22 protein-coding genes and 3 pseudogenes are annotated in these 25,826 nt (G+C 64.1%); 9 read left to right on the plus strand and 16 right to left on the minus strand.

Translation table 11 applies throughout. The features are described from left to right. Positions 1-37 precede the first annotated feature (37 nt). The gene (locus tag ACE191_RS21485; protein ID WP_400194313.1) at positions 38-1,279 is read left to right on the plus strand and encodes an erythromycin esterase family protein; all 1,242 of its coding nucleotides are present in this window, start codon (positions 38-40) and stop codon (positions 1,277-1,279) included. A gap of 164 nt (positions 1,280-1,443) precedes the next feature. Then, positions 1,444-2,543, plus strand: a pseudogene (locus ACE191_RS21490) (IS3 family transposase). 10 nt (positions 2,544-2,553) lie between these two features. On the opposite strand, the gene ACE191_RS21495 reads toward ACE191_RS21490, so the two are convergent. From ACE191_RS21495 to ACE191_RS21525, 7 genes are all read right to left on the minus strand, one after another. Continuing rightward, the gene (locus tag ACE191_RS21495) at positions 2,554-3,459 is read right to left on the minus strand and encodes a hypothetical protein (RefSeq protein WP_400194314.1); all 906 of its coding nucleotides are present in this window, start codon (positions 3,457-3,459) and stop codon (positions 2,554-2,556) included. 515 nt (positions 3,460-3,974) lie between these two features. Next, the gene (locus ACE191_RS21500) at positions 3,975-4,520 is read right to left on the minus strand and encodes an RBBP9/YdeN family alpha/beta hydrolase (RefSeq protein WP_400194315.1); all 546 of its coding nucleotides are present in this window, start codon (positions 4,518-4,520) and stop codon (positions 3,975-3,977) included. Positions 4,521-4,984: 464 nt separating this feature from the next. Further along, entirely contained in the window at positions 4,985-6,304 is a 1,320-nt protein-coding gene (locus ACE191_RS21505; protein ID WP_400194316.1) for an NUDIX hydrolase N-terminal domain-containing protein, read from the minus strand. 164 nt (positions 6,305-6,468) lie between these two features. Next, positions 6,469-7,845: a T9SS type A sorting domain-containing protein gene (locus ACE191_RS21510; protein WP_400194317.1), complete on the minus strand. Its 1,377-nt coding sequence runs from the start codon at positions 7,843-7,845 to the stop codon at positions 6,469-6,471. A 147-nt stretch (positions 7,846-7,992) separates the two neighbouring features. Then, positions 7,993-8,415 carry a hypothetical protein gene (locus ACE191_RS21515; RefSeq protein ID WP_400194318.1) on the minus strand — a complete coding sequence of 141 codons (423 nt, stop codon included), beginning with the start codon at positions 8,413-8,415 and terminating at the stop codon, positions 7,993-7,995. Between the two features lie 334 nt (positions 8,416-8,749). Next, positions 8,750-9,523: a glucose 1-dehydrogenase gene (locus ACE191_RS21520; protein ID WP_400194319.1), complete on the minus strand. Its 774-nt coding sequence runs from the start codon at positions 9,521-9,523 to the stop codon at positions 8,750-8,752. Positions 9,524-9,754: 231 nt separating this feature from the next. Next, positions 9,755-11,179 (minus strand): PLP-dependent aminotransferase family protein, encoded by a 1,425-nt coding sequence (locus ACE191_RS21525; RefSeq protein WP_400194320.1) that lies wholly within the window; start codon positions 11,177-11,179, stop codon positions 9,755-9,757. 118 nt (positions 11,180-11,297) lie between these two features. Here ACE191_RS21525 and ACE191_RS21530 point away from each other — a divergent pair, with 118 nt between their 5' ends. Both ACE191_RS21530 and ACE191_RS21535 read left to right on the plus strand, forming a co-directional pair. Beyond that, positions 11,298-12,170, plus strand: a complete 873-nt coding sequence (locus tag ACE191_RS21530) for an EamA family transporter (protein WP_400194321.1) — start codon at positions 11,298-11,300, stop codon at positions 12,168-12,170. A gap of 34 nt (positions 12,171-12,204) precedes the next feature. Further along, on the plus strand, positions 12,205-12,744 hold the full coding sequence (locus ACE191_RS21535) for a YbaK/EbsC family protein (RefSeq protein WP_400194322.1): 540 nt from the start codon (positions 12,205-12,207) through the stop codon (positions 12,742-12,744). Positions 12,745-12,813: 69 nt separating this feature from the next. Here ACE191_RS21535 and ACE191_RS21540 read toward each other — a convergent pair whose 3' ends face one another. Then, positions 12,814-13,269, minus strand: coding sequence for a DoxX family protein (locus tag ACE191_RS21540; RefSeq protein ID WP_400194323.1), 456 nt, complete (start codon positions 13,267-13,269; stop codon positions 12,814-12,816). 99 nt (positions 13,270-13,368) lie between these two features. On the opposite strand from ACE191_RS21540, the gene ACE191_RS21545 reads away from it, so the two are divergent. Beyond that, entirely contained in the window at positions 13,369-14,367 is a 999-nt protein-coding gene (locus tag ACE191_RS21545; protein ID WP_400194324.1) for a helix-turn-helix transcriptional regulator, read from the plus strand. On the opposite strand, the gene ACE191_RS21550 is transcribed toward ACE191_RS21545, so the two are convergent. Together ACE191_RS21550 and ACE191_RS21555 are read right to left on the minus strand one after the other, a co-directional pair. Beyond that, a complete protein-coding gene (locus tag ACE191_RS21550; RefSeq protein WP_400194325.1) occupies positions 14,364-15,278 on the minus strand; it encodes an SDR family oxidoreductase in 915 nt (304 codons plus the stop codon). The two genes, ACE191_RS21545 and ACE191_RS21550, sit on opposite strands and share 4 nt — an antisense overlap. Before the next feature lie 28 nt (positions 15,279-15,306). Further along, positions 15,307-17,640: an ATP-binding cassette domain-containing protein gene (locus tag ACE191_RS21555; RefSeq protein ID WP_400194326.1), complete on the minus strand. Its 2,334-nt coding sequence runs from the start codon at positions 17,638-17,640 to the stop codon at positions 15,307-15,309. Between the two features lie 610 nt (positions 17,641-18,250). Between ACE191_RS21555 and ACE191_RS21560 the strand changes: the two genes are divergently transcribed. Beyond that, on the plus strand, positions 18,251-19,045 hold the full coding sequence (locus tag ACE191_RS21560) for a hypothetical protein (protein WP_400194327.1): 795 nt from the start codon (positions 18,251-18,253) through the stop codon (positions 19,043-19,045). Positions 19,046-19,196: 151 nt separating this feature from the next. Here ACE191_RS21560 and ACE191_RS21565 read toward each other — a convergent pair whose 3' ends face one another. The 3 genes and pseudogenes from ACE191_RS21565 to ACE191_RS21575 all read right to left on the minus strand — a co-directional run. Next, a complete protein-coding gene (locus ACE191_RS21565; protein ID WP_400194328.1) occupies positions 19,197-19,865 on the minus strand; it encodes an IS630 family transposase in 669 nt (222 codons plus the stop codon). A gap of 133 nt (positions 19,866-19,998) precedes the next feature. Next, positions 19,999-20,319, minus strand: a complete 321-nt coding sequence (locus ACE191_RS21570) for a transposase (protein ID WP_400194329.1) — start codon at positions 20,317-20,319, stop codon at positions 19,999-20,001. A gap of 692 nt (positions 20,320-21,011) precedes the next feature. After that, positions 21,012-21,509 (minus strand): annotated as a pseudogene (locus tag ACE191_RS21575) (GNAT family N-acetyltransferase); the annotation flags it as partial. 268 nt (positions 21,510-21,777) lie between these two features. Here ACE191_RS21575 and ACE191_RS21580 point away from each other — a divergent pair. From ACE191_RS21580 to ACE191_RS21590, 3 genes are all read left to right on the plus strand, one after another. Beyond that, entirely contained in the window at positions 21,778-22,077 is a 300-nt protein-coding gene (locus tag ACE191_RS21580; RefSeq protein ID WP_400194330.1) for a transposase, read from the plus strand. 14 nt (positions 22,078-22,091) lie between these two features. Next, complete coding sequence (locus ACE191_RS21585) at positions 22,092-22,913, plus strand: IS3 family transposase (protein WP_400194351.1); 822 nt, start codon at positions 22,092-22,094, stop codon at positions 22,911-22,913. A gap of 121 nt (positions 22,914-23,034) precedes the next feature. Further along, positions 23,035-23,553, plus strand: a complete 519-nt coding sequence (locus tag ACE191_RS21590) for a GNAT family N-acetyltransferase (protein WP_400194331.1) — start codon at positions 23,035-23,037, stop codon at positions 23,551-23,553. 202 nt (positions 23,554-23,755) lie between these two features. On the opposite strand, the gene ACE191_RS21595 is transcribed toward ACE191_RS21590, so the two are convergent. The 3 genes and pseudogenes from ACE191_RS21595 to ACE191_RS21605 form a co-directional block, all read right to left on the minus strand. Further along, positions 23,756-24,547 carry an XdhC family protein gene (locus tag ACE191_RS21595; RefSeq protein WP_400194352.1) on the minus strand — a complete coding sequence of 264 codons (792 nt, stop codon included), beginning with the start codon at positions 24,545-24,547 and terminating at the stop codon, positions 23,756-23,758. 156 nt (positions 24,548-24,703) lie between these two features. Further along, positions 24,704-24,958 (minus strand): annotated as a pseudogene (locus ACE191_RS21600) (XdhC family protein); the annotation flags it as partial. Between the two features lie 120 nt (positions 24,959-25,078). Further along, positions 25,079-25,624: a hypothetical protein gene (locus ACE191_RS21605; protein ID WP_400194332.1), complete on the minus strand. Its 546-nt coding sequence runs from the start codon at positions 25,622-25,624 to the stop codon at positions 25,079-25,081. Positions 25,625-25,826 lie beyond the last annotated feature (202 nt).

Here is a 25,826-nt window from a genome sequence, read left to right on the forward strand (position 1 = left end):
CGCGGGTGTTACGCCCACTCTGGCTCAGACCACCCCGGTGACCTGGCTTCAAGAGCACGCGCTCCGCCTTGACGACAACTTAGGCAGCACCGACCTACGCGACCTCCACAAACTCAAGGCGGCTATTGGTTCGGCTAAAGTGGTGCTGTTGGGCGAGCCTACCCACGGCGACGGCACCAGCTTCGAGGCCAAGACCCGCTTGGTGCGCTACCTGCACGAACACATGGGCTTCTCGGTGCTGGCCTTCGAAAGCGGCATGTACACCGCCGACCGGGCCTGGGAACAGGCCTTGGCCGGCAACGGCGCGGCAGCCTTGCCGCGGGCTACACTGCCGCTGTGGGGGCAAGCCCAGGAGTGCCAGGCGCTGTGGCGTTACCTCGTCAGCCAAGCCCTCACCAAGCGTCCGCTGCGCGTGACCGGCTTCGATTGCCGCGACGGGGGGCTGTTTGCCAGCCAGGACCTGCTGCCGGCGTTTCGCGGGTTTTTGCAGCAGAACAAAATTGCCTTTCAGGACTCCGCTGAAACAAACCAATTCGAAAAGTATTACGCTTTGCTTGTGAGCCAGTCCAACTACGGCACTCAGTTTGGACCGCTGCCCGCCGAGACCCAGGCTTACCTGCGCCAGCAGCAAAGCGCCTTTCAAACGACGCTGGACCGCAAGATTCAGGGATTGGCGGCGGTTCGGGGCCCGCAAGCGGCTTATTGGCGGCAGTTTTGGACCAACACGCGCAGCTACTTGCCGGCTATGCTCAGCCAGCGCGGCGCCCTCAGCATGGAGCGCCGGCTAACAACTGCCCTGCGCGATTCGTTGCTGGCCGAAAACGTCGAATGGCTGGTTCGCCAGCGCTACCCCGGCCAGAAAATCATTATTTGGACAGCTAATTTCCACGCTGCTCGCCGGCACGCGTCGCGGCGTCCTTCCGACCAAGTCCGGGTCATGGCCGACGTATTGGGCCCCCGTTTGGGCCAGCAAATGTTTTCCATTGCCTTCACCGCCCATGAGGGCGAGTGGGGTACCGTGGTTCAGCCGAAGGCCACGCCGCTGCTGCCGGCGGCGGAGGCCAGCTTCGAGAAAAACTGCGCCGACGCGGGGCTGAACCACGCCATGGTTCTTTTTCGCGGACTCAAGCCCGATACCTGGTCGGCGCAGCCATTCAGCATGCGTCCGCTCGGCTACGGCGCGGAAGAGCGCACTTGGAGCCGGGTCTTCGACGCCGTGGTATTCACGCGCACAATGAAACGCGCCCACCCCCTCCCCTTGGCTTCCGACGGCCAATGACCTCGGCGCCAAGGCTAATCCCCCTCCGATGAGAAAAACGCTAGCGCTAAGCTGCCCCGCAACTTCGTTGCGCCAGCCAGCTGACGATGTAGGCTTCCCCTTGGGGTAGGCCAGTGAAAAGTAGAGGAAGGGGGTATCTTTTCCCATCCTTTCCCTACTGTCCCATGAAAAAGAGCCGCTTTAGCGAAGCGCAAATCATCGGCATCCTGCGCCAGCAAGGCCAGGGCCAGACCGTGGCCCAGATCTGCCGCGAACACGGCATCAGCGAGCCCACGTTCTACCAGTGGAAAAGCAAGTACGGTGGCCTGGAGTTGACCGAATTGCAGCGTTTGAAGCACCTGGAGGAGGAAAACCGCCGCCTCAAGCAGCTGGTGGCGGACCTGAGCCTGGAAAACCAAGTGGTCAAGGAGGTGCTGCGAAAAATGTAGGGGCCCCAGCCGAGCGGCGGGCCGTGGCCCAGCAAGCGGTAGCCCACGGGCTGAGCCGCCGCCGGGCCTGCGCCCTGATGGGCCTGGCCCGCCAGAGCTACGCCACGCCGCCCGGCCGGGGCGACGAAGGCGCCCGGCAAGCGGCTGACGCCGTGGTCGTGGATGCTTTGCTGGCGCTGGTCAAACGCCAGCCCGGCTGGGGTTTCTGGAAGTACCACCACCGCCTGCGCAAAGACGGCCTGCGGGTCAACCACAAGCGCCTGTGGCGCCTCTACCAGGCCCGGCACCTGCAACTGAGCCGGCGGCGTAAGAAGCGCCGCTTGCCCGAACGGGTCAAGCAGCCGTTGGCCGTGCCGCAGGGGCCCAACCAGTGCTGGTCGCTGGACTTCATGAGCGACGCCTTGACCGACGGCCGCCGCTTCCGCACCCTGAACGTCCTCGAGGACTGGAACCGCGAGGTGCTCGGCATCGAGGTGGACTTCTCCTTGCCCGCCGCCCGCGTCGTGCGCCTGCTGGCGCAACTGGTCGAGCGCCACGGCCCGCCGCAGCGCTTGCGCGTCGACAATGGCCCGGAACTCATCAGCCAGGCCCTGCAGGACTGGTGCCATATGCAGGGCATCGGGCTACAGTAGATTCAACCGGCCAGCCCGACGCAGAACGCCTACGTGGAACGCTTCAACGGCTCGTTCCGCCGCGAACTGCTCAACGGGTACCTCTTTGCTACCTTGCAGCAAGTACGCGAGCACTGCCGCTTGTGGCAGTACGATTACAACCACCTGCGCCCGCACCAAGCGCTCAATTTTATGACCCCGACCGAGTTCCGGCAAGCCGCCTGACCTCTACTTTTCACTGGCCTACCAGACGGGGAAGCTTACAGAACACGGGCTGCCCGTTGTGGGTGATGGTGTGGTAGTAGCGCGTGTCGGACGCTTGCAGCGGCTGCCCGCTCACTAGCCGCTGCTTGTTGAGCTGCCAGATGGTGGACTGCCGAAAGCCCGTGTTGTTCACCGAGCCGTCGGTGAAGGTGTTGCCGGTGATGAAGAGCTCGTCCTGCGTCAGCGCGATACCGGGGTAATCGGTCCAGGTGCCGTCGTTGAGCGGATTGCCGCTGAGCTGGTAGGCGTGCCAAGAGCCCAACGCGTCGGGCGTGGCCGACACCACGACGTGGATGCGGCTCTGGCTGGCCACGCGTCCGGTCAGGAACACCACAAGGAAGCGTTGGGAAAGGGGGTCGAACAGCACGTGCGGGTCAAAGCCGATGGCGCCTGGGGCGCCGGCAAACGCGCCCAGGCTCTGTACCCGCAGCAGGGTGCCGTTTTCGCCGTGCACGGCCACGCGCCCGTTCATCACGCTCACGACCTGGCCGGCGTCGGATACGGCTAAGTCGTCGTCGTTAGGCACCCCCGGCAGGTCAAACCCGAAGAAACCGCTGAGCAGTTGCGGGGGCTGGGCTGCCGTAGGGCGCAGCGGACCGGCGGCGGGGCCGGTGCAGTGCTGCTGCAGCTGTTTCAAGCTGTCTTTCAGGGCAGCCAGGCGGCTGCGGTGGCCCGCCGGCTGGGGCGGCGCCACGGCCTGGGTTCGCAGCCCCGGTACCCAGTCGGGAGTGGCCGAGTGGAGCTGAGTTTGATGAGGCGCAGCGCCGCCGGGAGCCGCGACGGCAAAGGTGCTTTGCCCGGCAGCCGAGCCGGTGTACAGCAGCCAGCAGCTACTGAACAACCACAACCAGCGCGCATCGCGCACCCAACGAGTCATCCCGCTTATCTCCCGACTATAGTAAAGCCGGCACCCGCGTGGCGCTGGCCGCGACGGGGCTCAACAAAAGTAGAGACCTGGTCTACCTGGCACAACCACATGATTTGGGGACCTAGCATCATGCCACGCCGCACACCGCGACCCAGTAGCAAAGGAACGCAGCCAGTTGGCACCGGACTTGAAGGCGCCGTCGGCCCCTGATGCTTGTACTACGGGCTGGTTTAGCCATGCGTGCTGGGGCGTATGTACGCGTCGCGAGCGGGTGGATGCGGCGCAAGTGCATGCCCCCTGCGCCAAACGGATGCTCACGAGTACTTACCGCGCCCTGCTCGCCGCCAGCATGGTCTTTCCCCGAATGGCCACATTTTCCCGGGAGGGCAGGCCGCCCAGGCTCTTGCTTGAGCTGATTCTGAGGCTTTTGGATACATACGCTCGCTTCGTTCGGGCGCAGGATGGAAAAGCGGACCGCTAAGCCAAACAGCAGCGAAGACTTCGGGACGGTCGTTTTTGCTGATTTAGCCAGCCAAGGAGCGCACGAGTTGTAAGCCCTCAGGCCAGGCACCGAAGCCCGACTTGCCTTCGATATGGCCGGCCAAGGGCAGCTCCACGAACTGGCTACCCCAGCAGGCGGCAAAATACCGCGCGCGGTCAAGCGCCACCACGTGGTCGTTGGAACTGGCCACTACGATGCTGGGGAAAGGCAAGGGGGCCAGAAACAAAGGCGAAAAGCCGGTGATGTAAGGTGGATAGGCTGGGTGGTCTACATCGCTCGGAGCCACGAGCAGGGCGCCACGCAACGTACGGCGGTAGCGGGCATACCACTGGACGATGGCTGCGCAGCCCACGCTGTGCCCGGTCAGGACCACCCGGGCTGTATCGAAAGCCGCCAGCTGCGTTTCAATGGTGGCCGTCCACTGGGTGCAGTCCGGGGCCTGCCAGTTGTCTTGTTCGATGCGGCTGAACTCCGTCGGGGACTGCGCTTCCCACTGGCTCTGCCAGTGGTCGGGACCGGAGTTGCGAAGCCCGGGTATGTTGAAGGTAAAAGTGGAATCTGGTAGCACAGCGAAGAACTGAAGAAAAGAAGTGTATTTGCCGCTTAGGGTGCAGATACTTAGGCCTGGAGTGCGCTAAAGACACATACCTAACCCGCTGACCGGGCTTGCCAGGTGAGCAACTACGGCGTGTTGGGGCAGACACCTTGTATGCTCTGGCTCACTACCACGACTCTGCTACCGTAGCGCCGAGCTTAAAGGCAGCCACGTGCGCATCGTTTCCGGCTCGCTCCCACTCCCCGGATTTGCGGTGAAAAATATTGCCGTATTGGACACCGAATTGCTGACGCGGCTGCAGCACGTCAATCAGCAATAGGCCTGGGCAAAGGAGCAGAGCAGTTGATACCAGGCGATTCACGGATAAGCCCGTGAACCTTCCCCGCGTCTGCCTCTGCCGCGTCACCCGCCAGCAACCAAGGTTCGGGAAAAGAAGGTGCCCGCCCCTTACTCCGATGGCTCCGTGTAGGAGCCACTTAATCGCAGAGTGTAGGCAGGGCCGGCTGGTGAGCGAATGCCCACATCAGTTCCAACTGCGAGTGCGTTACCCGATCCATGGACAAGGCCAGGTGCGGCAGTTCCGTGCGACTTACCCAGCGTGCGCCCGTTGTTTCGGCGGTATCGGCCCGTAAGGCCCCGCCCACCGGCCGGCACAGAATGAAGGCCTTGTACACATACCAAGGCTCCGGCGGGTGCGGGTGTTTCTTTTTGTCGAATAAGGCCAGCAAGCGCACGGCCTCGGCTTCCAGGCCGGTTTCCTCCCGCACCTCCTTTACAGCAACTTCGAAGGGCGTGTAGCCCACGTCGGCCCAGCCGCCGGGCAGCGACCAACGGCCGCCGTCTACCTTTTCCCGCACCAGCAGGATTTCGTCGGCGCCGCGGAACAGCACGGCCCGGATGTCCACTTTGGGCGTTGGGTAGCCCGTCTCGCCCGCGAACAACGTGCTCAGCCGGGACACGGGCTCCCCGGTCAGGCCCGCCATCATTTGCAGACTTAAGGCGTGTAGCTCCTCGTAGCGCTCGGTGTCGTAGACCGACAGCGCATACGCCAGGCCGGCCTGGGCCAAGGCTTGCAGCCGCTGGGCAATAGCCAGCCAATCGGTCGGGCGGCGGTCCGCGTCGGGGGGCGGCAGCAGCCGGGGCCAGAGCCAGGCGCGCAAGCCGTCGAGGGAGTCCGCCACGGCGTCGGGACACAAAGCCTGCAAGGCAGCGGCGTCGGCCGTAGCGGCCCAGGCGGCGGCCACCACCGGGATGCCCACCGCCTGGGAATCGGTGATGTCGCTCGGCGAGTCGCCGATGTAGACCGCCTCCTGCGGCGCCAGCCCCCATTGCGTCAGCAGGTGCTGCAGTGCCTCCCGCTTGCGCCCGCCCAAGGGGGAGCCTGTTTCCAGCGCGTCAAACGCTTCTTCCAGGCCGAAATGCCGCAACGAGAGGCGCGTACTTTCCGCGCCTTTGCCCGTCACCAGCCCCAGGCGCAGTCCTTGGTCGCGGAGGGCTTGCAAGAGCGCCGGGATGCCCGGGAACGGGGCGGGGCAGTGCTCGTGCAGGCGTTCGTAGTGCCGCAGGTAAGCAGCCAGGCACTCCGGGTAGTGGTCCGGCGCCAGGGCCTGGATGGTTCCTTCCTCGGAAGGACCAAAAGTGGCGATAATCTCGGCCTCGGAGAGGACACGCCCCGCGGCGGGCTCGATGGCAAGGCGAAAGGCCGCAATGCACAGGGGGAGGGTATCAGCCAGGGTGCCGTCCAGGTCAAAGATAACGGCGCGTATCGGGGTGTCAGCAGCGGGCAACGGGAGCATAAGGCAATGGGCAGTAGGCCAAGGGTACGGGAGCGTGTGGGTTCAGCTACCGGCCGGGCGGGCTATAGCTTCCACGTGGGGGATGGTGCGCAAACAAAGCGGGCTTGGGCCGGGCACAACGACGGGGAGTCTAAACCTGCCGGTCCGCAGCCGGCACCGGGTTTTCAATTCCCAACCAAGCGTTTGGTGATGCATGTGGCTCCGATCCAGAGCTTGACCAGGTACAAGCCGGCGTGCGCGTTTAGGGCCTGCCAGCTGTAGCGGTGCTCCCCGGCGGGCTGCCGCCGCGGCGCGCCGTCGAGCACCATCCGGCCGAGCGCGTCCGTGACCTGAACGCGAACTTCGGCCGCCAGGGGCAAGGTATAAGAAAGCGTTGTTTCGGAGCGGGCGGGGTTGGGGAACAACTGCACGGCATAACGGGCTTCGTAGTCCGGACGCACCGCGTTGATCAGCTCGGTGCGAAAAAACTTTTGGGTGATGTGTTCCAGCGCAAAGAGTTGGCCTGAAGCCGACTGGGCGAACTGCAGCGGCCGCCCTGCCTCCACGGGGCCGGTGTCTTTTTGCCAGGCCCCGCTGCGTAGGCGGTACACCCCGGCGGGAGCGGCCATGCTGGAGGACATGTGTCCAATGAGCACGGAGCCGCCGGATGCCGGCTTGGCGACAAACAAGCTGTATGGGTAAGGTTGCTCGGAGAACATGGGCTGCTCGGCTACCATAAATTCTCGTTCCCAGTACGGGGTGTTAGTGCTTTTCATCATCAGCCGGTACACCTGCTGGTTGGCAACGCCTTCCAGGGCAACGTGCAGCACGGCATTGTGCAGGGCCAAAGCGTGAACGTACCGCACCTTCACCGTGTGCAGCGAGCCGCTGGCGCCGCCGAGGTTCTGGTGGAGGGGCAGCAGGCGCCAGGTGCCGGACGCCTGTTCCCACGCGAAAATGCCGCCATTATCGGTCTGGCCTTCGTCGTGGAGGCCGGCAAACAGCTGCCCGCTTTCGCTCATGTGCAAACGGCCCACGCACCCGGTGGTGCCCGCCAACCCTGCATTGAACGCCGACCAGGTCTGGCCATCGTCGGCGGAACGGAACACGCCGGCGCCCGTCCGATTCGAAGGCAGCAGCGCGCTGCTTCCTACCGCTTGGGTTCCTACGTACAGATTGCCGGCACCGTCGAATACGATGCTGCTGACCACCTGGCCACCCGAGACCGTTGACCTGCTCCAGGTATTTCCCCCGTCCGTGGAGCGGAATACCGCGCCCACCCCGCCGGCAAAAAGGGCGCCGTCGGAGCGCACGGCCAAGCTGTAAAAGGACGAATTTGTACTGGTGAAGTACACCTGCTGCCACGAGCTTCCAGCATCAGTGCTGCGAAACAATCCGTCTGCGTACGTGCTCATCAGCATGTGGCCGCTTATCGGGTGCGCAACCAATGAGGAGCTTTGGCCAGGCGGCGGGGAGAGCGAAAGCCACGCGGTGCTTTGCGCAGCGGTTAGTTGTGCGGTGAGCAGCAAGTTCGCCAGCACCGAAAAGGAGCGTGTTATCATGGTGAAGGCAAAACGGTTTTTTTAAAAAAAGTATATATGGACAACAACCACATATATATGTGACCCCTGCCCTGCTCCCGTTTCCGGCGCCCTTTTGATTGTCCTCGGTCACTCTTCGGGCTACTGTGCCGTTCTACCGGGTCCGCTTCACACCACTGACTGCGGCGGGTGAAACCACCGGCTCCCCCACGAAGTCAGCCAGTAGCAAACCAACAGCCCAAGCACGTTGTAAGGCACCGACAGGCCGACGATGGCCCAACCCGCCGCCAAGCCCCAACTCACCCCGTATTCGACCATCCTGCTGCGCCAAAAGGACGGGAAATAACCGGCTTGCATATCGTGGTAGTGCCAAAGCATGCCGCCCATAGGCGAACTGGCCACCACGGTAAGCAGGGCAGTGATACCCGTCCAGAGAACCCGGCTTCGGCGTGACAAGCCCGCGAAGTGCCGGGCCAGCACGGCCGCGATGAGGCCGTAGCAGAAACACGTAAGCAGAATGTAGCTCAACGGGTGCTGCCAGTGGTAGAGCGGCATGCCAGTCAAATGGCCGAACACGTAGCCCTGCGGCATTGCCTTGGCCAGCAGGTAGTAGCGGGCCGTAGCCGCAGTCCAACTGGTCAGCCAGAAAAAAACAGCTTGGCTACGAAGCGGCCGGGCCGGAAAGAAGTTGAAAACTGGTCGGCAAAAGCCATGCGCAAACAGCCCTAGCTTGGAGCAAGTGAGTCAGGACGAAAATTGCCGCCATCCTGAGGCGCTGAAGAAGTGAAGTCAACCTTGCCGCCAAGGCTCAGGTGCCGCCGGATGGCATGGTGCGGGTGCTAAGCAGCCCGCTTGTCGCCGCTGCACCCAGCAGCACTCCACGGGATTAAGCCACGACTGGCTGGTCGGCCGGCGTCAATGACCGCTACCCGCGCAGTACGCCGGCCGCGCCCACGTTGGCGTAACCGCCGTCGACGAGCAGTTCCTCGCCCACCACGTAGCTCGCGTCGTCGGAGGCCAGGAAGAGCACGGCCTTGGCGATTTCCTCGGGCCGAGCCGGGCGGCGCAACGGCACTTCGCCCGAAGTGTGGGCATAGAAGCCCTCCACTTGGTCGGAGTCGTAGCCGGCGCGGCCCACGATGGCCGTGCGGGTGTAGCCCGGGCTGATGGCGTTGACGCGGATGCCACGCGGAGCCAGCTCGTTGGCCAGGTTGCGGGCCAGCTGGCGCACGGCGGCCTTGGAGGCGGCGTAGAGCGCGGCGCCCGGCATGCCGGCGTGGATGAGGGTAGAGGCATTGATGACCACCGAGGCGCCCTCGAGCAAGAGCGACCCGGCTTTCTGGATGGTGAAGAAGGCACCTTTGACGTTGACGTCGAACGTTTCGTCGAACAAGGCTTCGGTGCTGGCTTCCAAAGAGGCGCCCATGAATATGCCGGCGTTGACGAAAAGCACGTCGATGCGGCCGAATTGAGCCTGCACGGTGGCAAAGAGCGCGTCGAGATCGGCCAGGCGGCCGACATCGGCGCGCACGGCCAGCGCGCCGGCGCCGATGGTCTGCGCGGCGCTGTCGAGAGTGGCCTGGTCGCGGCCGGTGATGATGACCTGGGCGCCTTCCTGGGCGAAGAGTTGCGCGGTGGCCAAACCGATGCCGCTGTTGCCGCCCGTTACAAGGGCGATTTTTCCTGCGAGTTTTTGCACGAAGAAAGGAAGAGAAGATGAGAAGGTGGAGAAGGGAGGAAAAATTATCGGTGGGGTTGCGTGGCTCAGCGCTTATCCCGGAAGCTCGGGCCGCCAAGTTTAGCATGACAGCTTTTTAATCCTGGATGACTTCTTCACCCGGCTTTCGGCGCAGCTGCCGGGTTGGTGTATGCCTATCCCCTTGCCGCGCGGCACTCCTGCCCTGATCGGCCAACCGCTCAACCGACGGCGTCAGGCACCTGCCCCCAGTTTATGAATCAGGTGCCCCACCACCCGCAGCTGCTCTTCAACGGCCGTATTCCACGGCAGGCCGTAGCTCAGGCGCAGGCAGTTGTTGAATTGGTCGTGCTGGGTGAACAGCCGCCCCGGCGCGATGCTGATGCGCTGGCGCAGGGCCGCGTCAAACAGCCGCTGGGTATCGACGCGGGCGTCCACCTCGGCCCAGAGGGTAAACCCGCCCGTGGGGCGGGTCACGCGGGTGGTCGGCGGAAAGTAAGCCGCAATGGCCTCTTGGCACGCCTCGCTGTTGGCCTGCAGCGTCCGACGCAGGTGGCGCACGTGCTGCTCGTAGCGGCCTCGATCCAGTAATTCAGCAATGGCTTCCTGGTTGAGCGCCGGCACCGCGAGGGCCTGCAGCAGCTTGCGGCGCATTACCTGCTCTTTGAACCGCCCCGGTGCGACCCAGCCCACCCGGTAGCCCGGGGCCAGCGTTTTGGACACGGAGCTGCACCAGAGCACCAGCCCCTGCTCGTCAAAGGCCTTGCATGGGCGGGGGCGGCGGTTGTCGTAGTGCAGGTCGCCGTACACGTCGTCCTCAATGAGGGGGATCTGGCGGCTGGCCAGCAGCTGCACCACGGCCCGCTTGTGGGCGTCGGGCATGCAGCTGTCCGTGGGGTTGCTGAAGGTGGGCACGAGCAAGCACGCCTGAATCCGGGGCAAGGCCTGCCGCAGCGCGTCCAGGTCGATGCCCGTGACCGGGTGCGTGGGCAGCTCCAGCGCCTGCAGGCCTAGGCTGCGGATCAGCTGCAGGGCCCACACGTAGACCGGGCTTTCCACGGCTACAACGTCGCCGGGCTGCGCGACGGCCTGCAGGCTAAAGCTCAGCGCGCTCATGGCCCCGGCCGTGATTACCAGGTCGTCGGGCTGCAGCGTGCCGCCCCAGGCACAGGCCCGGTGGGCTACCTGGTGGCGCAGCCGCTCGCTGCCGGCTAGCGCGTCGTAGCCCGTGCCCCCGGCCGGCACCGTGCGTAGCGCCGTGGCCACGCACTTCCGCAGCTGGGCCACGGGCAGCAGCGCGGCATCCGGCACCGCCATCGACAGCTGGGTAAGCGACGGGTCTTCCAGCGTTTGGTACAGGCGGGTTATCAAGGCTTCCACCGGCTCGGGCGCGGCCCGTGGCGGCGGGGCGCTGGGCGCCGGCAGGGCCAGCGGCCGTAGCGCACTGCGCCGCACGTAAAACCCGGATTGCGGGCGGGCTTCAATAAGCCAGCGCCGCTCCAGCTCCAGGTAAGCTTGCTTGGCCGTGTTCAGGCTTACCCCGTGGAGCTGCCGCACCGCCCGCAACGAGGGCAGCCGGTCTCCCGGACCCAGCACCCCGCGCCGGATCTGCTGCTCCAGCGCCGTAGCAATGCGGATGTACAACAATTCGGTTTTCATGGGCCGCGGCAAACTGTATCCGTGCAAAGTTGAGAAATTGGTACTGTACGCACTCCCCGCATGCCCCGACTTTTGCATGGCTTCGGGCGGCCTGCTTTTCCGCCGCGGGGCGGTTGCTATGACGAAAACGCCTGCTGTTTCCCTGCCCGCATTGCCGGCCGTGCTGCTCTCCATCGTCAGCGTGCAGGCCGGCGCAGCCCTGGCCAAAGGTTTGTTCCCGCTGCTGGGGGCGGCCACCACCGCCAGCCTGCGCATCGGCTTGTCGGCGCTGGTGCTGCTTGTCGTGGTACGGCCGCGCCTGGGGCGTATGCGGCCGGCGCAGTGGCGTGCGGTGGTGCCTTACGGCCTGGCGTTGGGGCTGATGAACCTGCTGTTCTACTGTGCCTTGTCGCGCGTACCCTTGGGCCTGGCCGTTACGGTGGAATTCATCGGTCCGCTGGGCCTGGCCCTGGCTGGGGCGCGCCGGTGGATGGATGTGGCCTGGGCCGTGCTGGCCGGGGCGGGCATCTGCCTGATTGCCCTGTGGAGCCACCACGGCATCGATGGGCTGGGGCTGGTATTTGCCTTGGCCGCCGGCGGCTGCTGGGCGACGTACATCGTGCTGAGCCGGCGCACGGCGGCGGTGCTGCCGGGCCAGCAGGGAGTCGCCGTCGGGATGCTCGTGGCTTTGTTGCCGGTGCTGCCGGTCGGCGTGGCCAGCGGCGGATTTTCCCTCGTCAACCCGCACCTGCTGCTGCTCGGGGCGCTGCTGGCGCTGTTTTCCAGCGTCCTGCCGTTTTCCCTGGAGCTGCACGCGCTGCGGACGATGCCCACGCGCACGTTCAGCATCCTGATGAGCCTAGAGCCCGTGGCGGCGGCGTTATCCGGCGGGCTGCTGTTGCACGAGCAGCTGACCGCCGGGCAGTGGCTGGCCGTGGCCTGCATCGTGGCCGCCAGCGTGGGCGCCACGCAAACCGCAAAACGAACGGCTCCGCTTGCGGCCGGCGAGTAAGCTTTGCAAACGTTTTTTCACCAACCGCCTAGTCATGTTTTACGTCAGCGACATTCAAACGACGGCCCCAGCCCGCTTTGCCACGCCTTTGCAGGCGCGGGTGTATGCCCACCTGCAGGCCGCCGGCGTTGCCTTCGAGCGAGTCGATACCGACGAGGCCATTTCGATGGCCGACTGTCGGCTCATCAACGAGCAGCTCGGGGTGGAGATGGTCAAAACACTGCTGCTGTGCAACCGGCAGCAGACCGCGTTTTACCTGCTGGTCACCACCGCTGACAAACCCTTCGACACGAAAGCGGTGAGCCGCGCCCTCGGCGTGGCGCGGCTATCGTTTGCCCCGGCCGATGCGCTTCACGCCCGGCTGGGCACCACTGTCGGGGCCGCCACGGTCTTTGGCGTGCTGCTCGACCCGGAGCGCCAAGTGCAAGTAGTGGTGGACGAGGAAGTGGCGGCGCGGCGATGGTACGGGTGCAGCGACGGCACCACCACGGGGTACCTGAAACTGCCCTCGGCCTGGGTGCTGCGCGAGTTCTTGGAGCAGGCGCAACACCCCCCGGCGATTATCTGCCTCTAAGCACCCGGGCCCGCGGGAGCGCACGAAAACCACGTTGCTGCACGCGGCTTCTGTTACGCGCGTTAGCGGCTACGGACGCGGTTGGTACATCCCGTCAAGCGCCTCCGGCTTGGGGTGCAGGTACGCATCGATGGCGTAACGGCCCGCGCCCGTGACATAGAGCACGAGGTAGGCCCCGAGGTACAGGAAGGCCATTTCGCCGCTGTTGTCGCCAGAAAGCGCCCCGCCGTGGGCCATGAAGAAGGCCACGGCCATGGTGATGGCCGCGCCCAAAGCCGCGAGGCGCGTAAACAGGCCCGCCACCAGCAACAGCGCACACCCCACCTCGCCCACGATGGCCAGGACCAGGCTAGCTGCCGGGCCGATGCCCAGAAAATCGACGAAGGCCTGCGCGTACGTGGAGAAGTTTACCAGCTTGGGAATGCCGTGCAGGACCAGCATCGAGAGACCGAACCAGAGGCGCAGCAGCAGCAAGCCGGCATTGGCGCTGAAGGGGAAGAAAGCGAGCTGCAGGAATTTTGACATGGGTTGAAAAAAGTTAGAAGTTGACGAACACAGGATTGTGACGACGCAGGGTCGTAATTGCCGAAAAAAAGTTGTTGCCCCGCCCAAACGCGCCCTGCCATGAACCGCCTGAACCGCATCACCGCCATCCTCCTCCAGGTACAGTCGCGGCGGTCGGTGCGGGTACAGGACCTGGCCGAGCGGTACGCCGTCCACGCCCGCACCATCTACCGCGACCTACGGACCCTGGAAGAGGCGGGGGTGCCGTTGCTGAGCGTGCCCGGAGGCGGGTTTTCCTTGGCCGAGGGCTACCGTTTGCCGCCCGTGATGTTTACCCGCGAAGAAGTGACGGCCCTGATTACGGCCGAAAAACTGGCCGAGCAATTCACCGATGCCCCGACAGCCCGGTTTGGCCGCGCGGCCATGGACAAGCTGCGGGCCGTGCTGCGCAGCGCCGACCGGGCCTACGTAGAAGACCTGACGCCGCGCATCGCCGTGCACCACCGGGGGCACGAGGGAGGGCCCCAGCCGGTGGCCGCGGACCACGACACCCGCCAAACCCTGCTCAACGGGGTGAGCAACCGGCAAGTGGTCCGCCTCGACTACCGGGCGGGTGCCGGGGCGGTTGCGTCGGCCCGCGCGGTAGAGCCCATCGGGCTCTACTTCGACTTGCACTGGCAGCTGGTGGCCTACTGCCGCCTGCGCCAGGCGCTGCGCACCTTCCGCCTGGACCGCATCGCCGGCGCCGAGCTGCTCCCGGAGCGGTTTGCCCCCCGGCCCGACACCCTGCAAACCTACCGCGAACAACAACGCGCGCCCCGCCACCGGGTGGTGCTGCGCTTTTCGGCCGCCGGCCTGCTGCTGGTGCGCGACGACAAGCACTACTACGGCCTCGTCGAGGAGCAGCCCTTGGCGGACGGGGGCGCGCAGCTGACGCTGCTGCTGCCCGCGTTGCGGCCCCTGGCGCACTGGCTGCTGTACTTTGGCGCGCAGGTTACCATCGTGGAGCCGGCGGAGCTGCGCCGGACGGTGCTGGAGCTGGCCGGTACGGCGTGGCACCACCACGCCGTACCGGACGAAGCCCCCACAGCTCCGCCCGGCACGGGGGCTTCGGCTTAGCGGTACCCGGTGGCATCGGCCGGTTTGCCCGGCTCCTGCACCTCGCGGAGGTAGCGCCAAGCATCGGGTTGGGAGCCGTCCAGGTCGGTGAAGCCGTAGACCCGGGCCAGCCCGGCGCTCGACAAGGATTGCCCGTTCCAGCGGGCCCGGTCGGCATCGGCCGCCAGCGCGGCCACGGCCCGGCCCACGAAGCGCGGCGACTCGGAAATAACGAAGTGCGGCTCGTCGGCGGCAGCCTTGCGCCAGTTGGCTTCTGACACCTTGAAATGGTCCAGCATCATTTCCGAACGCAGCCAGCCCGGCGTCAGGGAAATGGCCGTGCCGCCGTGGGGCCGCAGCTCCTGCGCTTGCGCCCAGGCCAGGCGGGTGACGGCGTTTTTAGCCAGGTCGTAGTAGGCCGATAAGCGGTAGTGGGCGGCGTTGTACTCGGCCGTTCCGTCGGTCATTTCCACCAGCAGGCCGCCGGGCTGACGGATGAGCAGCGGCAGCGCGTAGTGACTGGTGATGAGGTGCGTATCCAGGGCCAGGCGCAGCAAGCGCAGGCCTTTGTCGAGGGAATGTTCCCACACGGGCTTGTTCCATTCGGTCAGGTGCTCGGCGCCCCAGATGTCGTTGACCAGCACGTCGAGGCGGCCGGTTTCGTGCTCGATCTGCCGCACCAGGGCCTGCACCTGCGCCGGCTCCAGGTGGTCGACGACGACGGGCACGGCCCGGCCGCCGGCCGCATCCACCAGCGCGGCCGTTTCTTCGATGGTCTCGGGCCGGTCGTACTCCGAGCGGCGGCCGCGGGTGCTGCGGCCGGTCACGTACACGGTGGCGCCGGCCGCGCCCAACTCCACGGCAATGCCGCGGCCGGCCCCGCGCGTGGCCCCGGCCACCAGGGCTACTTTGTCTTGCAAGGGTTTCGTCATGAGAAAAGAAAGAATGCGGAGTGACTGACTAATCGAGGAGGGGTGTTTTGGCGCTTGCCGGCACCGGCGGCGCGGCAGCCTTGCGCAGTGCCTGGCGCAGGTAAGCGCCGGTCAGGGAATGCGGCGCTTCCAGCAGCTGCGCGGGCGGGCCTGTAAAAACTACTTGCCCGCCCCGGGTGCCGCCTTCCGGGCCGAGGTCGATGATGTGGTCGGCGGCGGCAATGACGTCGGGGTTGTGCTCGATGACGACGACCGAGTTGCCTTGGTCGACCAAGCGGTTGAGCAGGGCCAGCAGCAGGCCCACATAGGCCAGGTGCAGGCCGGTGGTGGGCTCGTCAAGCAGGTAGAGGTTGCCTTGGCGAGGCAATTCGCGGGCGATTTTCAGGCGTTGGCACTCTCCGCCCGAAAGCGTGCTCAGCGGCTGGCCCAGGGACAGGTAATCCAGCCCAACTTCGGCCAGGGGCCGCAGCCGGGCCTGCAGCGCCGGCTGCGGAAAGAATTCAAGGACCTCGCGTACCGTCAGGGCCAGCACCTCGCTGATGTTCTTGCCCTGCCAGGTATAGCGCAGCACGTCCGCCGTGAAGCGGCGGCCCTGGCAGCCGGAGCAGGTGGTGCGCACAGGCTCCAGAAAGGCCAGGCCCGTGTACTGAAAGCCCGCGCCCTGGCAGAATGGGCAGGCCCCGCGGGAGTTGAAGCTGAACAGCGCGGCGCTGACCTGATGGGCCCGGGCAAACAGCCGGCGGATGTCGTCGAGGGCGCCGGTGTAGGTGGCCGGGTTGGAGCGGCTGGAGGCGCCCACCGGCCGCCGGTCGATGACGACGGCCCCGGGCTGCTGGGCGCGAAACACCCCGTTGATAAGCGAAGACTTGCCCGAGCCGGCCACGCCCGTCACCACCACCAGCACCCCGGCCGGCACGTCGACGCTGACCTGGCGCAGGTTGTGCAGGGCAGCGCCGCGAATGGGCCACTGCCCGGTGGGCTGGCGGGGAGCGGTGTTGAGGCGGGGCAGCCGCCGCAAGTGGTGGCCGGTGAGCGTGTCGGCCCGCAGCAGCCCGGCCACGGGACCTTCGTAGACGATGTGCCCGCCGCCGCGACCGGCCCGCGGGCCCACGTCCACCACGTGGTCGGCCTGCAGGATAACGTCGCGGTCGTGCTCCACCCCCAACACGGTGTTGCCCCGGTCGCGGAGCCGCCGCAGCAGCTCGTTGAGGCGCAGCACGTCGCGCGGGTGCAGGCCCGCGCTGGGTTCGTCGAAGATGTAAAGCAAATCCACCAGGTTGCTGCTCAGGTGGCGGGTCATCTTCACCCGCTGCCCTTCGCCGCCCGAGAGCGTGGCCGTGGGCCGGTCGAGGCGCAGGTAGTCCAGGCCCATGCGCTCCAGGTGGCCCAGGCGCAGGTCGAGGCCGGCCACCACGGGCGCGGCCACCGGGTCGGCGATGCCGGCCAGGAAGCGGCGCAGGGCCCCTACTTCCAGGGCGGCGCATTCGGCAATGGTGAGGCCGTGCAAGCGGCAGCTCCGCGCGGCTTCGTTGAGGCGGGAGCCTTGGCAGCTGGGGCAGGGCGCGGCGTGCACGAAGCGCAGCACCTGGGCCCGCTTGGCCTCGGCTGCCCCGTCCAGGTCTTTTTGCACGAACAGGCGGGTAAATTTGTCAACCACGCCTTCGTAGTCGCCGGTGACGGGCCCGCCGATGGTCAGGTAGGTTACGCGTTTGTTTTTGCCGTGGAGCAGCTGCTGCCACTCGGCCGCGGTGTACGCGGCCAGGGGCTTGTCGAGTTCGAACAGCCCCGACTGCGCGAACGTGTTCCAGTACCAGGTGCCCACGGCGAAGGGCGGAAACAGAATAGCTCCCTCGTTAAGCGACTTGCTGCGGTCGAACAGCGCCTCGGCGTTGACGCGCACCTGCTCGCCCAGTCCCCCGCACGCCAGGCACATGCCAGCCGGGTCGTTGAAGGAAAAGGCGGCGGAGCCGCCCACGTAGGGCTGCCCGAGCCGCGCGAAGAGCAAGCGCAGCAGGGCGTAGGTATCGGTGATGGTGCCCAGCGTAGAGCGGGCCCCGCCGCCGAACCGCTTCTGGTCGACCACGATGGCCGTGGACAGCCGGTCGAGCAGGTCGGCGTCGGGGGCATCGAGCGGCGGCAGCCGGTTGCGCACGAACAGGGAGAAAGTTTCGTGCCGCTGCCGCTGGGCTTCGGCGGCGATGGTGCCGAACACGAGCGAGGACTTGCCCGAACCCGACACGCCGGTGAACACGGTGATTTGCCGCTTCGGAATGCGTAGCGATACGTTCTGCAGGTTGTTGGTGCGCACGCCGTGGAGCTCCAGGTAGTCGGGTGCCGGCGGGGAAAGCAGGGTGGCCGTCAAGGGGAGTGAGCGGAAGGTGAACGGCCAAACGTACCGGCACCTTGCGACAACCCTTTGTCAAACGCTACGCCCCTAGGAAAAAAATTACATGCCGCGGTTTTTCGCCACCTCCCGTTCTTCGCGGCAGGCTTTCTTCCACGCGTACCCAGGATATGACCTGCCGTCTCGCCTTTAGCACGCGCCACCTGTTTCACCGGTGCGGATCGGCGCTGCGTTCTTCGGAATGCCGGCGGGTGCGTTGTTGCGCCTTGGCTAGCACGACAACGGGCACAAGCGGCATTAACCACACGGTATGGCAGGGCCCGTGCTGCCAAATCTTGTGCAAGCGGGGCAGTGAGCAACCAGGTAAAAAGGATGCATGAACGGCACAGTGCAGGATCGTATTTATAATAATTTTTGTATGCAGTGCACTCTTTGTTTTATGGATAAAATAATGATTGTCAGCTGTTCACATCAAGGAGCAAGCGCATGTCTGGTTGAAGCCGCCATGAACATAAAATAATATATCAAGTGGTTAGTGCAACCGTACTACCCAAGGTTGGAGTCCTTCAATCGATGAGTAGGCATGCTGATACGCCAGCTCCTTGTTGTTGTTCCAAGTACTCCAGACATGCAAATCAGAACCTTTTCAACCGTATTGCTGCTAGGCTTCGGCCTGCTCGCCTGCCAACGTAACGAAGCAACGCCCTCGAGGCCAGAAGTAGACCCGGTCCTGAAAAAAGTAAGCTGGAGCGCTGATGAATACAGATTAATGGAATACGATGACCGGGGTAGGTTGCAAACGCTGGCTTTCCACTGGAAAAGCGCGGGTCCCACGCCCACTTCCGAAGTAGAAACTTACCGGTTCAACTACGATGCCAACGGCAATCCTGCCAGCGCCACCACTTCTCTTGGGCTTTCGTACAAATATTATTACAGCAGTAACGGGGAACTGCAAAAAACAGAAGAGTTTGACCGGCAAGGACAACTGGTGGTGGTCAGGAATTATGTGTTCTCGAATGGACGCCTAGCGGAGCTGCTAATTACCCCTACTTCGTCCGCGAGTGGGGGAAGCCGATTGACACGGAAGTCCTTTTTTTATGACGCGGCGGGAAATCTGGTTCGTGAATCTTTCGCCGAAAAGGGCGCCAATCAAACAGCGTTTCAAGAGGTCATGAGTACGGAGTATTCAGGGTTCGACAACCACCCGAATCCTGATAATTTGTTAATCTCCTACCCTCACTTCGACCCTCGTATCGTGTATCAAAAGTTCAACCCTACCAAAGCAGTGACGCGCGAGGCAGGTGGGAGAACCTTAGAGAGCCAATGGACCCTAACCTATGATCAGGCTGGCTTGGTGATTAAAAAAACCATCATCACTAGCTTGGCCCAAGCGCCACAAACGATAAGCTACGAGTACCAATAAAACTTATCCACCGGCTGGTTTAGTACTGGTTCAATGCGCCGCCGGTCCGTATCAACCTTACGTACGTATGGACGCGGGCCTCAACTGCCAGTCTCGTTGCGTGTAGAGGCATGGCTTTTACCGCGCAGCTAGTCCTTCGCCCATATAATTCCTAGGCTGATTCGTCGTCGGGCTCGGCCTTGTTGGCGGGGTTCGCTTTGGCGTACCAGTGCTTCATTTTGTCTTCGGCGCTCTGGACGGTAAAGCTCCAGTGGATTTTGGCCGCCCGGCGGTTGCGCTCGGTGACCCAGGTCTGGACCTGTTCGGCGAGTGCGTCGATGGAGGCGATGCGCCGATCCAGGCACTGCCGGGCCAGGGCCGAGAACTCCAGCTCGGCCATGTTCAGCCACGAGCCGTGTTTGGGCGTGAAGTGGAGGCGCACCTGCCGGCTCAGGTCCCGGGCCTGCGCCGCTGGCAGGTGCTCGTAAAACGAGCCGTAGGCGTGCGTGTTCAGGTTGTCCTGCACCAGCTCGATCCGCGCTGCGTCGGCGTAGTGGGTGGTGACGAGCCAGTGCACGAACGCGGCATAATCGGCTTCGGTGCGGCGCGCACGCACCTGCGCGTAGCGCTGGCCCGTGTCCAGGTCGTAGGCCAGCAGCACCACGGCCGTGCCCTGGCGCACGTACTCGTGGTTCTGCTTCGCCACCTGCCCAGGCCGGGCGGGCAAGGCGGCCAGCTTGTCGCCCAGCAGCTGGCAAGGCCGCTCGTCGAAGCACAGGCGCGCCCGGACGGGGCGGGCTGAGTGTACAGGTCCAGCACGTCTTCCATCTTGGCCAGGCATTCCCCGTCCAGCTGGCTCAAGCACCACTGCTTCTGCAGCCAGGGCTTGAGCCAGCTTTTTTTAACACCTGGCGCACCGACTCCTGGCCCACGGCCACGCCCAACTTCAGGCTTCCGCGCAGCAGGCGGATGCTTCAGCGGGCGGCCCCGTCGGGCGCGTTGGTGCAAGCCAGCGACGGGATGGCGGCCTCAACGGCGGGCGTGACCTTGCGCGGCTGGCCGCTACGGGGCTTCTCAGGCAGGCCCTGCTCCCGGTAGCGGCGGCGCACGTTGTCAACCGTGGCCCGGCTCACGACCAACAAGGCCGCGATGGCCGGTGCCTCGTGGCCCTGGTGACTGAACTGCAGGATGCAGGCCCGGTACAGTAGCCGGGCCGGGGCGGCGCCTTTGTGCACCAGTTGTTGCAGCTGCGCTTGCTCGGCAGCCGACAGCGTAAGAAGAGTAGACGTTGCCATGCGCTAAATTACAACCGCGTCCTAAAAATTAAGTGGGCGAAGCACTAGCTCAATGAACCGTCTGCCGGTGCGGGCCGTGCTCCGCGTGTCGGGCTAGGTAGAAGACCTGACACCGCACAGAATACCGGACAAGGCTCTGATGGGGTTGTGGAACGTTGGCTGGCGCACGGCTCTCTCTTGCGCGGTTTATCATGGTTGCGGCGCCGCGGGAAAGTGCCTGAACCACTACCTGCGCGGGGGAACGCGCTCGGACCTTAACTGGAACATCTCGATGCTGCTTACCTACGGCCTGCTGGTGCTGCTCGCCGTAGCGGCCGCAGAAGCCAGCCAGGTGCTGCGCCGACGGGTGCGCAGCGGTACGCAGGCGCTGGTGGTGTCTGGGCTGTACTTGCTGGGGATGTCTTGGCTATGCGGCCTGTGGGATGGCCACACCGTGCATCCGCTCCGGGCGGTGCACGTGGCCGTGAGCGGGGTGGCAGCGTTGTGTACCCCCTGGTTAGGGCTGCGGCTACACCGCTGCTGGCATGCCCGTCGGGCCGTAATACACCCTGGGGCGCCTCCCCGCTAGCGCCTGTCCGGTAGACTTGGGCAAACAGCCGACGGGTGTAGTTGCGGTGGCCGATGTAAGTTAGTCGCGACCAGGGAGCGGTCAGCAGGTGTTACTTGGCCCAGTTCTCCGCTTAGACTATGGCTTATCCCTGGCCCAGGGCGTACACCCCGTCTCCACCTTCGCCGAGTTCGTCGCTTGGCTGCCACTCGGCTTTGAGTATCGACATCACGATTTTGTCGTGGAACAGCCCTTGCCGGCAGCACGCTTGGCGCAAGCGCCCTTCCACGACGAAGCCAGCTTTGGCGTAGGCCTTCAGGCCGCCCGTATTCGTTTCCGAGACCGTGAGCATAATCCGATTGAGCCGTAGGCTGGTGAAGCCGATGCGCACGACCTGCTTGGTCACCGCCGTGCCCAGGCCCTGGCCCCAGCAGGCTTTCTCGCCGATGAAAATGAAGTATTCCCCTGACTGGTTGGTGGTGGAAATACCCGAGAGGCCCGCGTAGCCAATCAGCGCGTTCGTTGCCGCCAAGTAGATGCCCAGATTGAGGCAGTTGGACTGCTGCAAGGTGGCCGTGAACCATTGATCTATCTGTTGCGTGGTCTTCATCTGCTGAAAAGCCGACAGCGAATACGCAATAACGTCGGGGTCGCGGACTCAGGAGTAAAAGTGGACAACGTGTTCAGATTGCAAAGGAGCGAGCTTCACCATCATCTTATTTCTGTTTATGCTGTCGGAAATATAACCTCGCGCTGAGTGCCAGAGCCGACAGCGGCAGGTTACAAATTTCCAGTTGCTTGAGTTATGCCCTGACTTGGTAAGGCCGCTGCCGGAGCTACACCTCGGTGTTTTCGCTGATTGGGATGGTCTAGCCGGAACGGACAGGTAGCTGTCTTACCTTCCGCTGTCTATGCCCGAAATGAAGCCAACTGACGGTCAGCCCGTCGCTCGCAAGAAGTACACGCCCGCCTTCAAAGCCGAGTGCGTCCGGCAGGTGGCCGCCGGGGCGCCAATCCGACATGGCCCGCGCCCAGGGAGTTTCCCCTGCCCGGCTGGGGCGCTGGCAGCGCGCGGCCCTGGAGCAAGCCGTGCCCAGCAGCGCCCGGGGCGCGAGGAAAGCAAGCGCCTGCGCGCCGAACTCAAGCGCGTGCAAACCGAGCGCGACATTTTAAAAAAAGCGGTGACCATCTTCGCGCAGCCTTACCCGTGAGCAAGTATTAGTTTATCAGCGCCCAAGCCGGTGCCCGGACGATCAGCGACCTGTGCCGGGTGCTGGACGTGAGCCGCAGCGGGTACTACCAATGGCAAGCGGCTCCGGTACCCCCGGCACCGGCCTGGCAGCCCGCCGCCCAGCAGACCTTTACCCGCCACGCCGGCCGTTATGGCACCCGCCGCCTGCGGGCGGAGCTGCGCGCGGAAGGCCACCGGGTGGGCCGTTACGAGCTACGCGGCTGGCTGCGGGCCAGCGGGCAACGGGCGCTCAGCACCCGTCCCCACCGCCCGCGCGCCACCGAGGCCGTGGTGGCCGAGAACCGGTTGCTGGGCCAGCCCGCGCCCACTGGCCCCAACCAGATCTGGGTAGGGTCTCGTCACCTACCTACCGCTGGCGGGCGCTGGTGCTACCTGGCCACGTGGCGCGACGCCTGCTCGCGGCGCGTGGTCGGCTGGCACCTGGAGGCGCACATGCCCACCGAGCTGGTGCTCGCGGCCCTGGAGCAGGCGCTGACGCTGCGCCAGCCCGCCTCGGGGCTGATTGTCCATGCCGACCGGGGCAGCCAGTACACCAGCTTGGCCTGTCGCCAGCGCATCGCTGCCGCCGGCGCCGTGGCCAGCAACCCCTACAACAATGCCCAAACCGCGGCGGGCTGGAGCACGCTCAAAACCGAGCTGCTGCCCCACGGCGGCGTCTTTGCCAGCCTGCAAGAAGCCCGGCTCGAAGTCGCCTACTACCTCGACACCTACCTCAACCTCGACCGCCGCCACTCCGCCCTCGGCTACCGCTTGCCCCACCAGTTTGAAACCGACCTGCTGAATCACCTACCTTAGCTCCCTATCCGCGTCCGTTAGACCACCCCCACTGCTCCGTGCCCAACGACGTAGTTCGCAGGCCGCAGAACAAGGCCTGGTAGACCTGTATAAATTTGCTGCGCTTTAAACTCTGCTCGTCGTGTTGCTCGAAACCACCCGCCTCGTCCTCCGTCGCCTCACCCCGGACGATCTTGATGCCGTCCATCGCCTCGACTCCGACCCCAAGGTGATGCGCTACATCGTTGCGCCGCTCTCGTATGAAGGCGCCCGTCAGTACCTGCAGGAAATCCTCGACAACTACGAGCAGTTTCCCGGTTTGGGCCGCTGGGCCGTCGTGGAGAAAACCACCGGTACCTTCGTGGGCATTCACTTGCTCAAGCCCTTGGAAGCGTCGGGCCACGTGGAAGTGGGCTACCGCTTCTTTCCCGGGTTCTGGGGCCGTGGCTATGCCACCGAAATGACTCGAGCACTCCTGCGTTACGGCTTCCAGGAGTTGGGACTGCGGCAGATTGTAGCCATCACCAAGCCGGAGAATTTCGCTTCGCAGCACGTGCTGGAAAAATGCGGGTTTAAATATCAGCGCTTAGCGCACTTTTACGGCGATGAAGTGCGGTTTTACACCATTGAAGGTGGAAATGAGCCGCCATGCCCCAGCTGATTGAAAATCAGCGAATCAGCCCCGTCCCCCTACCAAGCAGTAAATCATGCCGGAGCGTCGCGCCGCTTTCGGGTACAGACATGGTCATATTGGTGGGGTAGGGCAGCAGCTTTGCCAAGTCGTCGATAGGCCAGGGCTAAGGGCGCCGGCGGGTAGAATGTCAGCCGCTACCATGAGTTTGGCGGTAAGAAAGTAAACACATCTATTCGGCTGGCTTGATTCGGGTGGCACCAACCAGCGCTGCTGGCGGCTCTGCGGCCGGGCGCTCGTGAATGGCACCGGTGCTGTCGCGCAGGAAGCCGGCGGGGTGGCCGCTGGCTACGGCCTGGATTTCGGCTACGATGGAAAGGGCCACTTCCTCGGGGGTTTCCGCCCCCAGGTCCAGGCCCACGGGGCTGTACAAACGGTCCCGGAGCCGGGCTGTGGCTTCAGGCAGCCACTCCGCCAAGTCTTCGAGCATGCGCCGAGCTTTGGTGCGTGGCCCCAGTAAGCCGATGTACGGCGTGGCAGTGCCTTGCAGGTACTGCAGCGCGGCTAGATCGTAGGCATAATTGTGGCTTAGCAGCACCGCGTAGGCGTCGTCCGACGGCAGGCTAGGCAGTTCGGCTACGGGCAGCACGCGCACGGCTTCGGCTTCTGGAAAATGGCCTGCCTGCGCCTGGGCCGGGCGGCTATGGATGACCTGTACCCGCCAGCCCAGCGAAGCGGCTAAGCGCACCAGGGGTTGAGCGTCATCGCCGGCCCCAAAGACAGTAAGGCGCAACGCTGGCCGTAGCACTTCCAGGAACGCCCGGGCCGGGCCGGCTGCCGTGGCGTAGTCACACGTTAACGAGTGCCCGTTAGCCAAGACTGCAAGGGCGTCGGTCGGAAGCTGCGGGGGAGGCGTACTTCCAGCTGTTGCAGTCGTTAACCACCGGTTTTCTGCTGTAAGCAGCCAGCGCTTACCCAACGCCGCAGCGTTGCTGTCGGTCGCACTAAAGACGGTGACTAGCACGGCCGGCCGGGGGTGGTGCGCAAAGCCGCGCAACAGCTCCAAGGGGTTTGTAGCGTCATGAAAGTCCAACGGCTCGAGCAAGATGCGAACGATGCCCTGGCAGCCCGGGCCCAGGCCGTGCCGCGGGTCTTCCTCGTCGCTGGTGTCATAGGTGACCAGGGCAGGCTGGCCGCGCTGAATTGCCTGGCGGGCGCGCTGACGGGCGTCGCCCTCGAGGCAGCCGCCGCTGATGGCACCGGTGAGCTACCCGTCGGCCGTAATGAGCATGCGGGCACCGGGGCGGCGGTAGGCCGAGCCCAGCACTTCTACCACCGTGGCCAGGGCGCAGGCACGCCCTTCAGCGCGATGCGCGTCGTAGGCTTTCAGCAGGCGTTGAAGTTCAGTCATAAAAGTATGCTTGTCGGCCTTCATTTAATCTTTGGGGACAGAATTTTTACCTTCAGGTAAATAAACAACCCTGCATGGACACCGGTGGGCAGATTTTTTTTGGCGGTAGTCTGACATGTGGTGCGGTAGCAAAGTACCGCGCGGCTATGGTTGGAGAAGTCGAAGCATCATGTGATACTTTCGTCTGTCGTAATCAAAACACCCTAGCGTTTCGAAGCCATATTTCTTATAGTAGCTTTCCGCTTTATCACTGCTCTCCTGAGTGCCACCCTGTAATAATAATGGTGTAGTTTCGTGCGCTTGCAAATCAGTGAGAGCAAAACGGAACAGTGCGTCCCCAACACCCCGTTTGTGCTTGAAAATAGCTGCGGAAGACCCAGGAAACCAATTTTTGGTGCGGTTTAAGGTCAAGCCATTTCCCCGCAGGCAAGGTGCGCCATGGGCCGAGTATCCAAGGCACACAACGCAGTAAGCAATAATTTTTTGCGTGTTTACGTCTGCGGCTATGTAACCTATATGCTCGTTTATTGCATAGAAATCTTTGATAGATGTATAGTCAAATTCATGAGGCCCGAAACGTTCTTCTTTTGAGCTGATCCAGCTTTCTAGATGGCTAATTAAACGGTCGTAATCGAGCGGAGTAAGTCTGCGGAAAACTACTGGTCTTTTGCTCTTTATCAAGACGTTCATGGCGGAAATTAAAATGAGAATGTCAGAGAAACTTGCGTGAGTGCAAAATGCACCCGTGAGAAAAAAGAGTCGCAGGCCGCGGCCCGGGCATTCAGCCGTACTGTCGCCGCAAACAGCGGCGGCAGTACGGCTAAGCGCACGTAGCGAGTAAAATTCGCAGTGAGCACCAGTCCTGCACCCGCTGCTTGACTAACAGGGGCAA

The organism is Hymenobacter sp. B81 (assembly GCF_044628455.1).
In the GTDB taxonomy this organism is placed as follows: Bacteria; Bacteroidota; Bacteroidia; order Cytophagales; family Hymenobacteraceae; genus Solirubrum.

Coding starts and splice junctions, on each gene's coding strand:
- ACE191_RS21530 (WP_400194321.1), top strand. CDS start 11,298: ATGACGAAAACGCCTGCTGTTTCCCTGCCCGCATTGCCGGCCGTGCTG.
- ACE191_RS21545 (WP_400194324.1), top strand. CDS start 13,369: ATGAACCGCCTGAACCGCATCACCGCCATCCTCCTCCAGGTACAGTCG.
- ACE191_RS21560 (WP_400194327.1), top strand. CDS start 18,251: ATGCAAATCAGAACCTTTTCAACCGTATTGCTGCTAGGCTTCGGCCTG.
- ACE191_RS21550 (WP_400194325.1), bottom strand. CDS start 15,278: ATGACGAAACCCTTGCAAGACAAAGTAGCCCTGGTGGCCGGGGCCACG.
- ACE191_RS21565 (WP_400194328.1), bottom strand. CDS start 19,865: ATGCCTGGCCAAGATGGAAGACGTGCTGGACCTGTACACTCAGCCCGC.
- ACE191_RS21570 (WP_400194329.1), bottom strand. CDS start 20,319: ATGGCAACGTCTACTCTTCTTACGCTGTCGGCTGCCGAGCAAGCGCAG.
- ACE191_RS21505 (WP_400194316.1), bottom strand. CDS start 6,304: ATGCTCCCGTTGCCCGCTGCTGACACCCCGATACGCGCCGTTATCTTT.
- ACE191_RS21525 (WP_400194320.1), bottom strand. CDS start 11,179: ATGAAAACCGAATTGTTGTACATCCGCATTGCTACGGCGCTGGAGCAG.
- ACE191_RS21535 (WP_400194322.1), top strand. CDS start 12,205: ATGTTTTACGTCAGCGACATTCAAACGACGGCCCCAGCCCGCTTTGCC.
- ACE191_RS21580 (WP_400194330.1), top strand. CDS start 21,778: ATGCCCGAAATGAAGCCAACTGACGGTCAGCCCGTCGCTCGCAAGAAG.
- ACE191_RS21540 (WP_400194323.1), bottom strand. CDS start 13,269: ATGTCAAAATTCCTGCAGCTCGCTTTCTTCCCCTTCAGCGCCAATGCC.
- ACE191_RS21605 (WP_400194332.1), bottom strand. CDS start 25,624: ATGAACGTCTTGATAAAGAGCAAAAGACCAGTAGTTTTCCGCAGACTT.
- ACE191_RS21515 (WP_400194318.1), bottom strand. CDS start 8,415: ATGCCGCAGGGCTACGTGTTCGGCCATTTGACTGGCATGCCGCTCTAC.
- ACE191_RS21495 (WP_400194314.1), bottom strand. CDS start 3,459: ATGACTCGTTGGGTGCGCGATGCGCGCTGGTTGTGGTTGTTCAGTAGC.
- ACE191_RS21510 (WP_400194317.1), bottom strand. CDS start 7,845: ATGATAACACGCTCCTTTTCGGTGCTGGCGAACTTGCTGCTCACCGCA.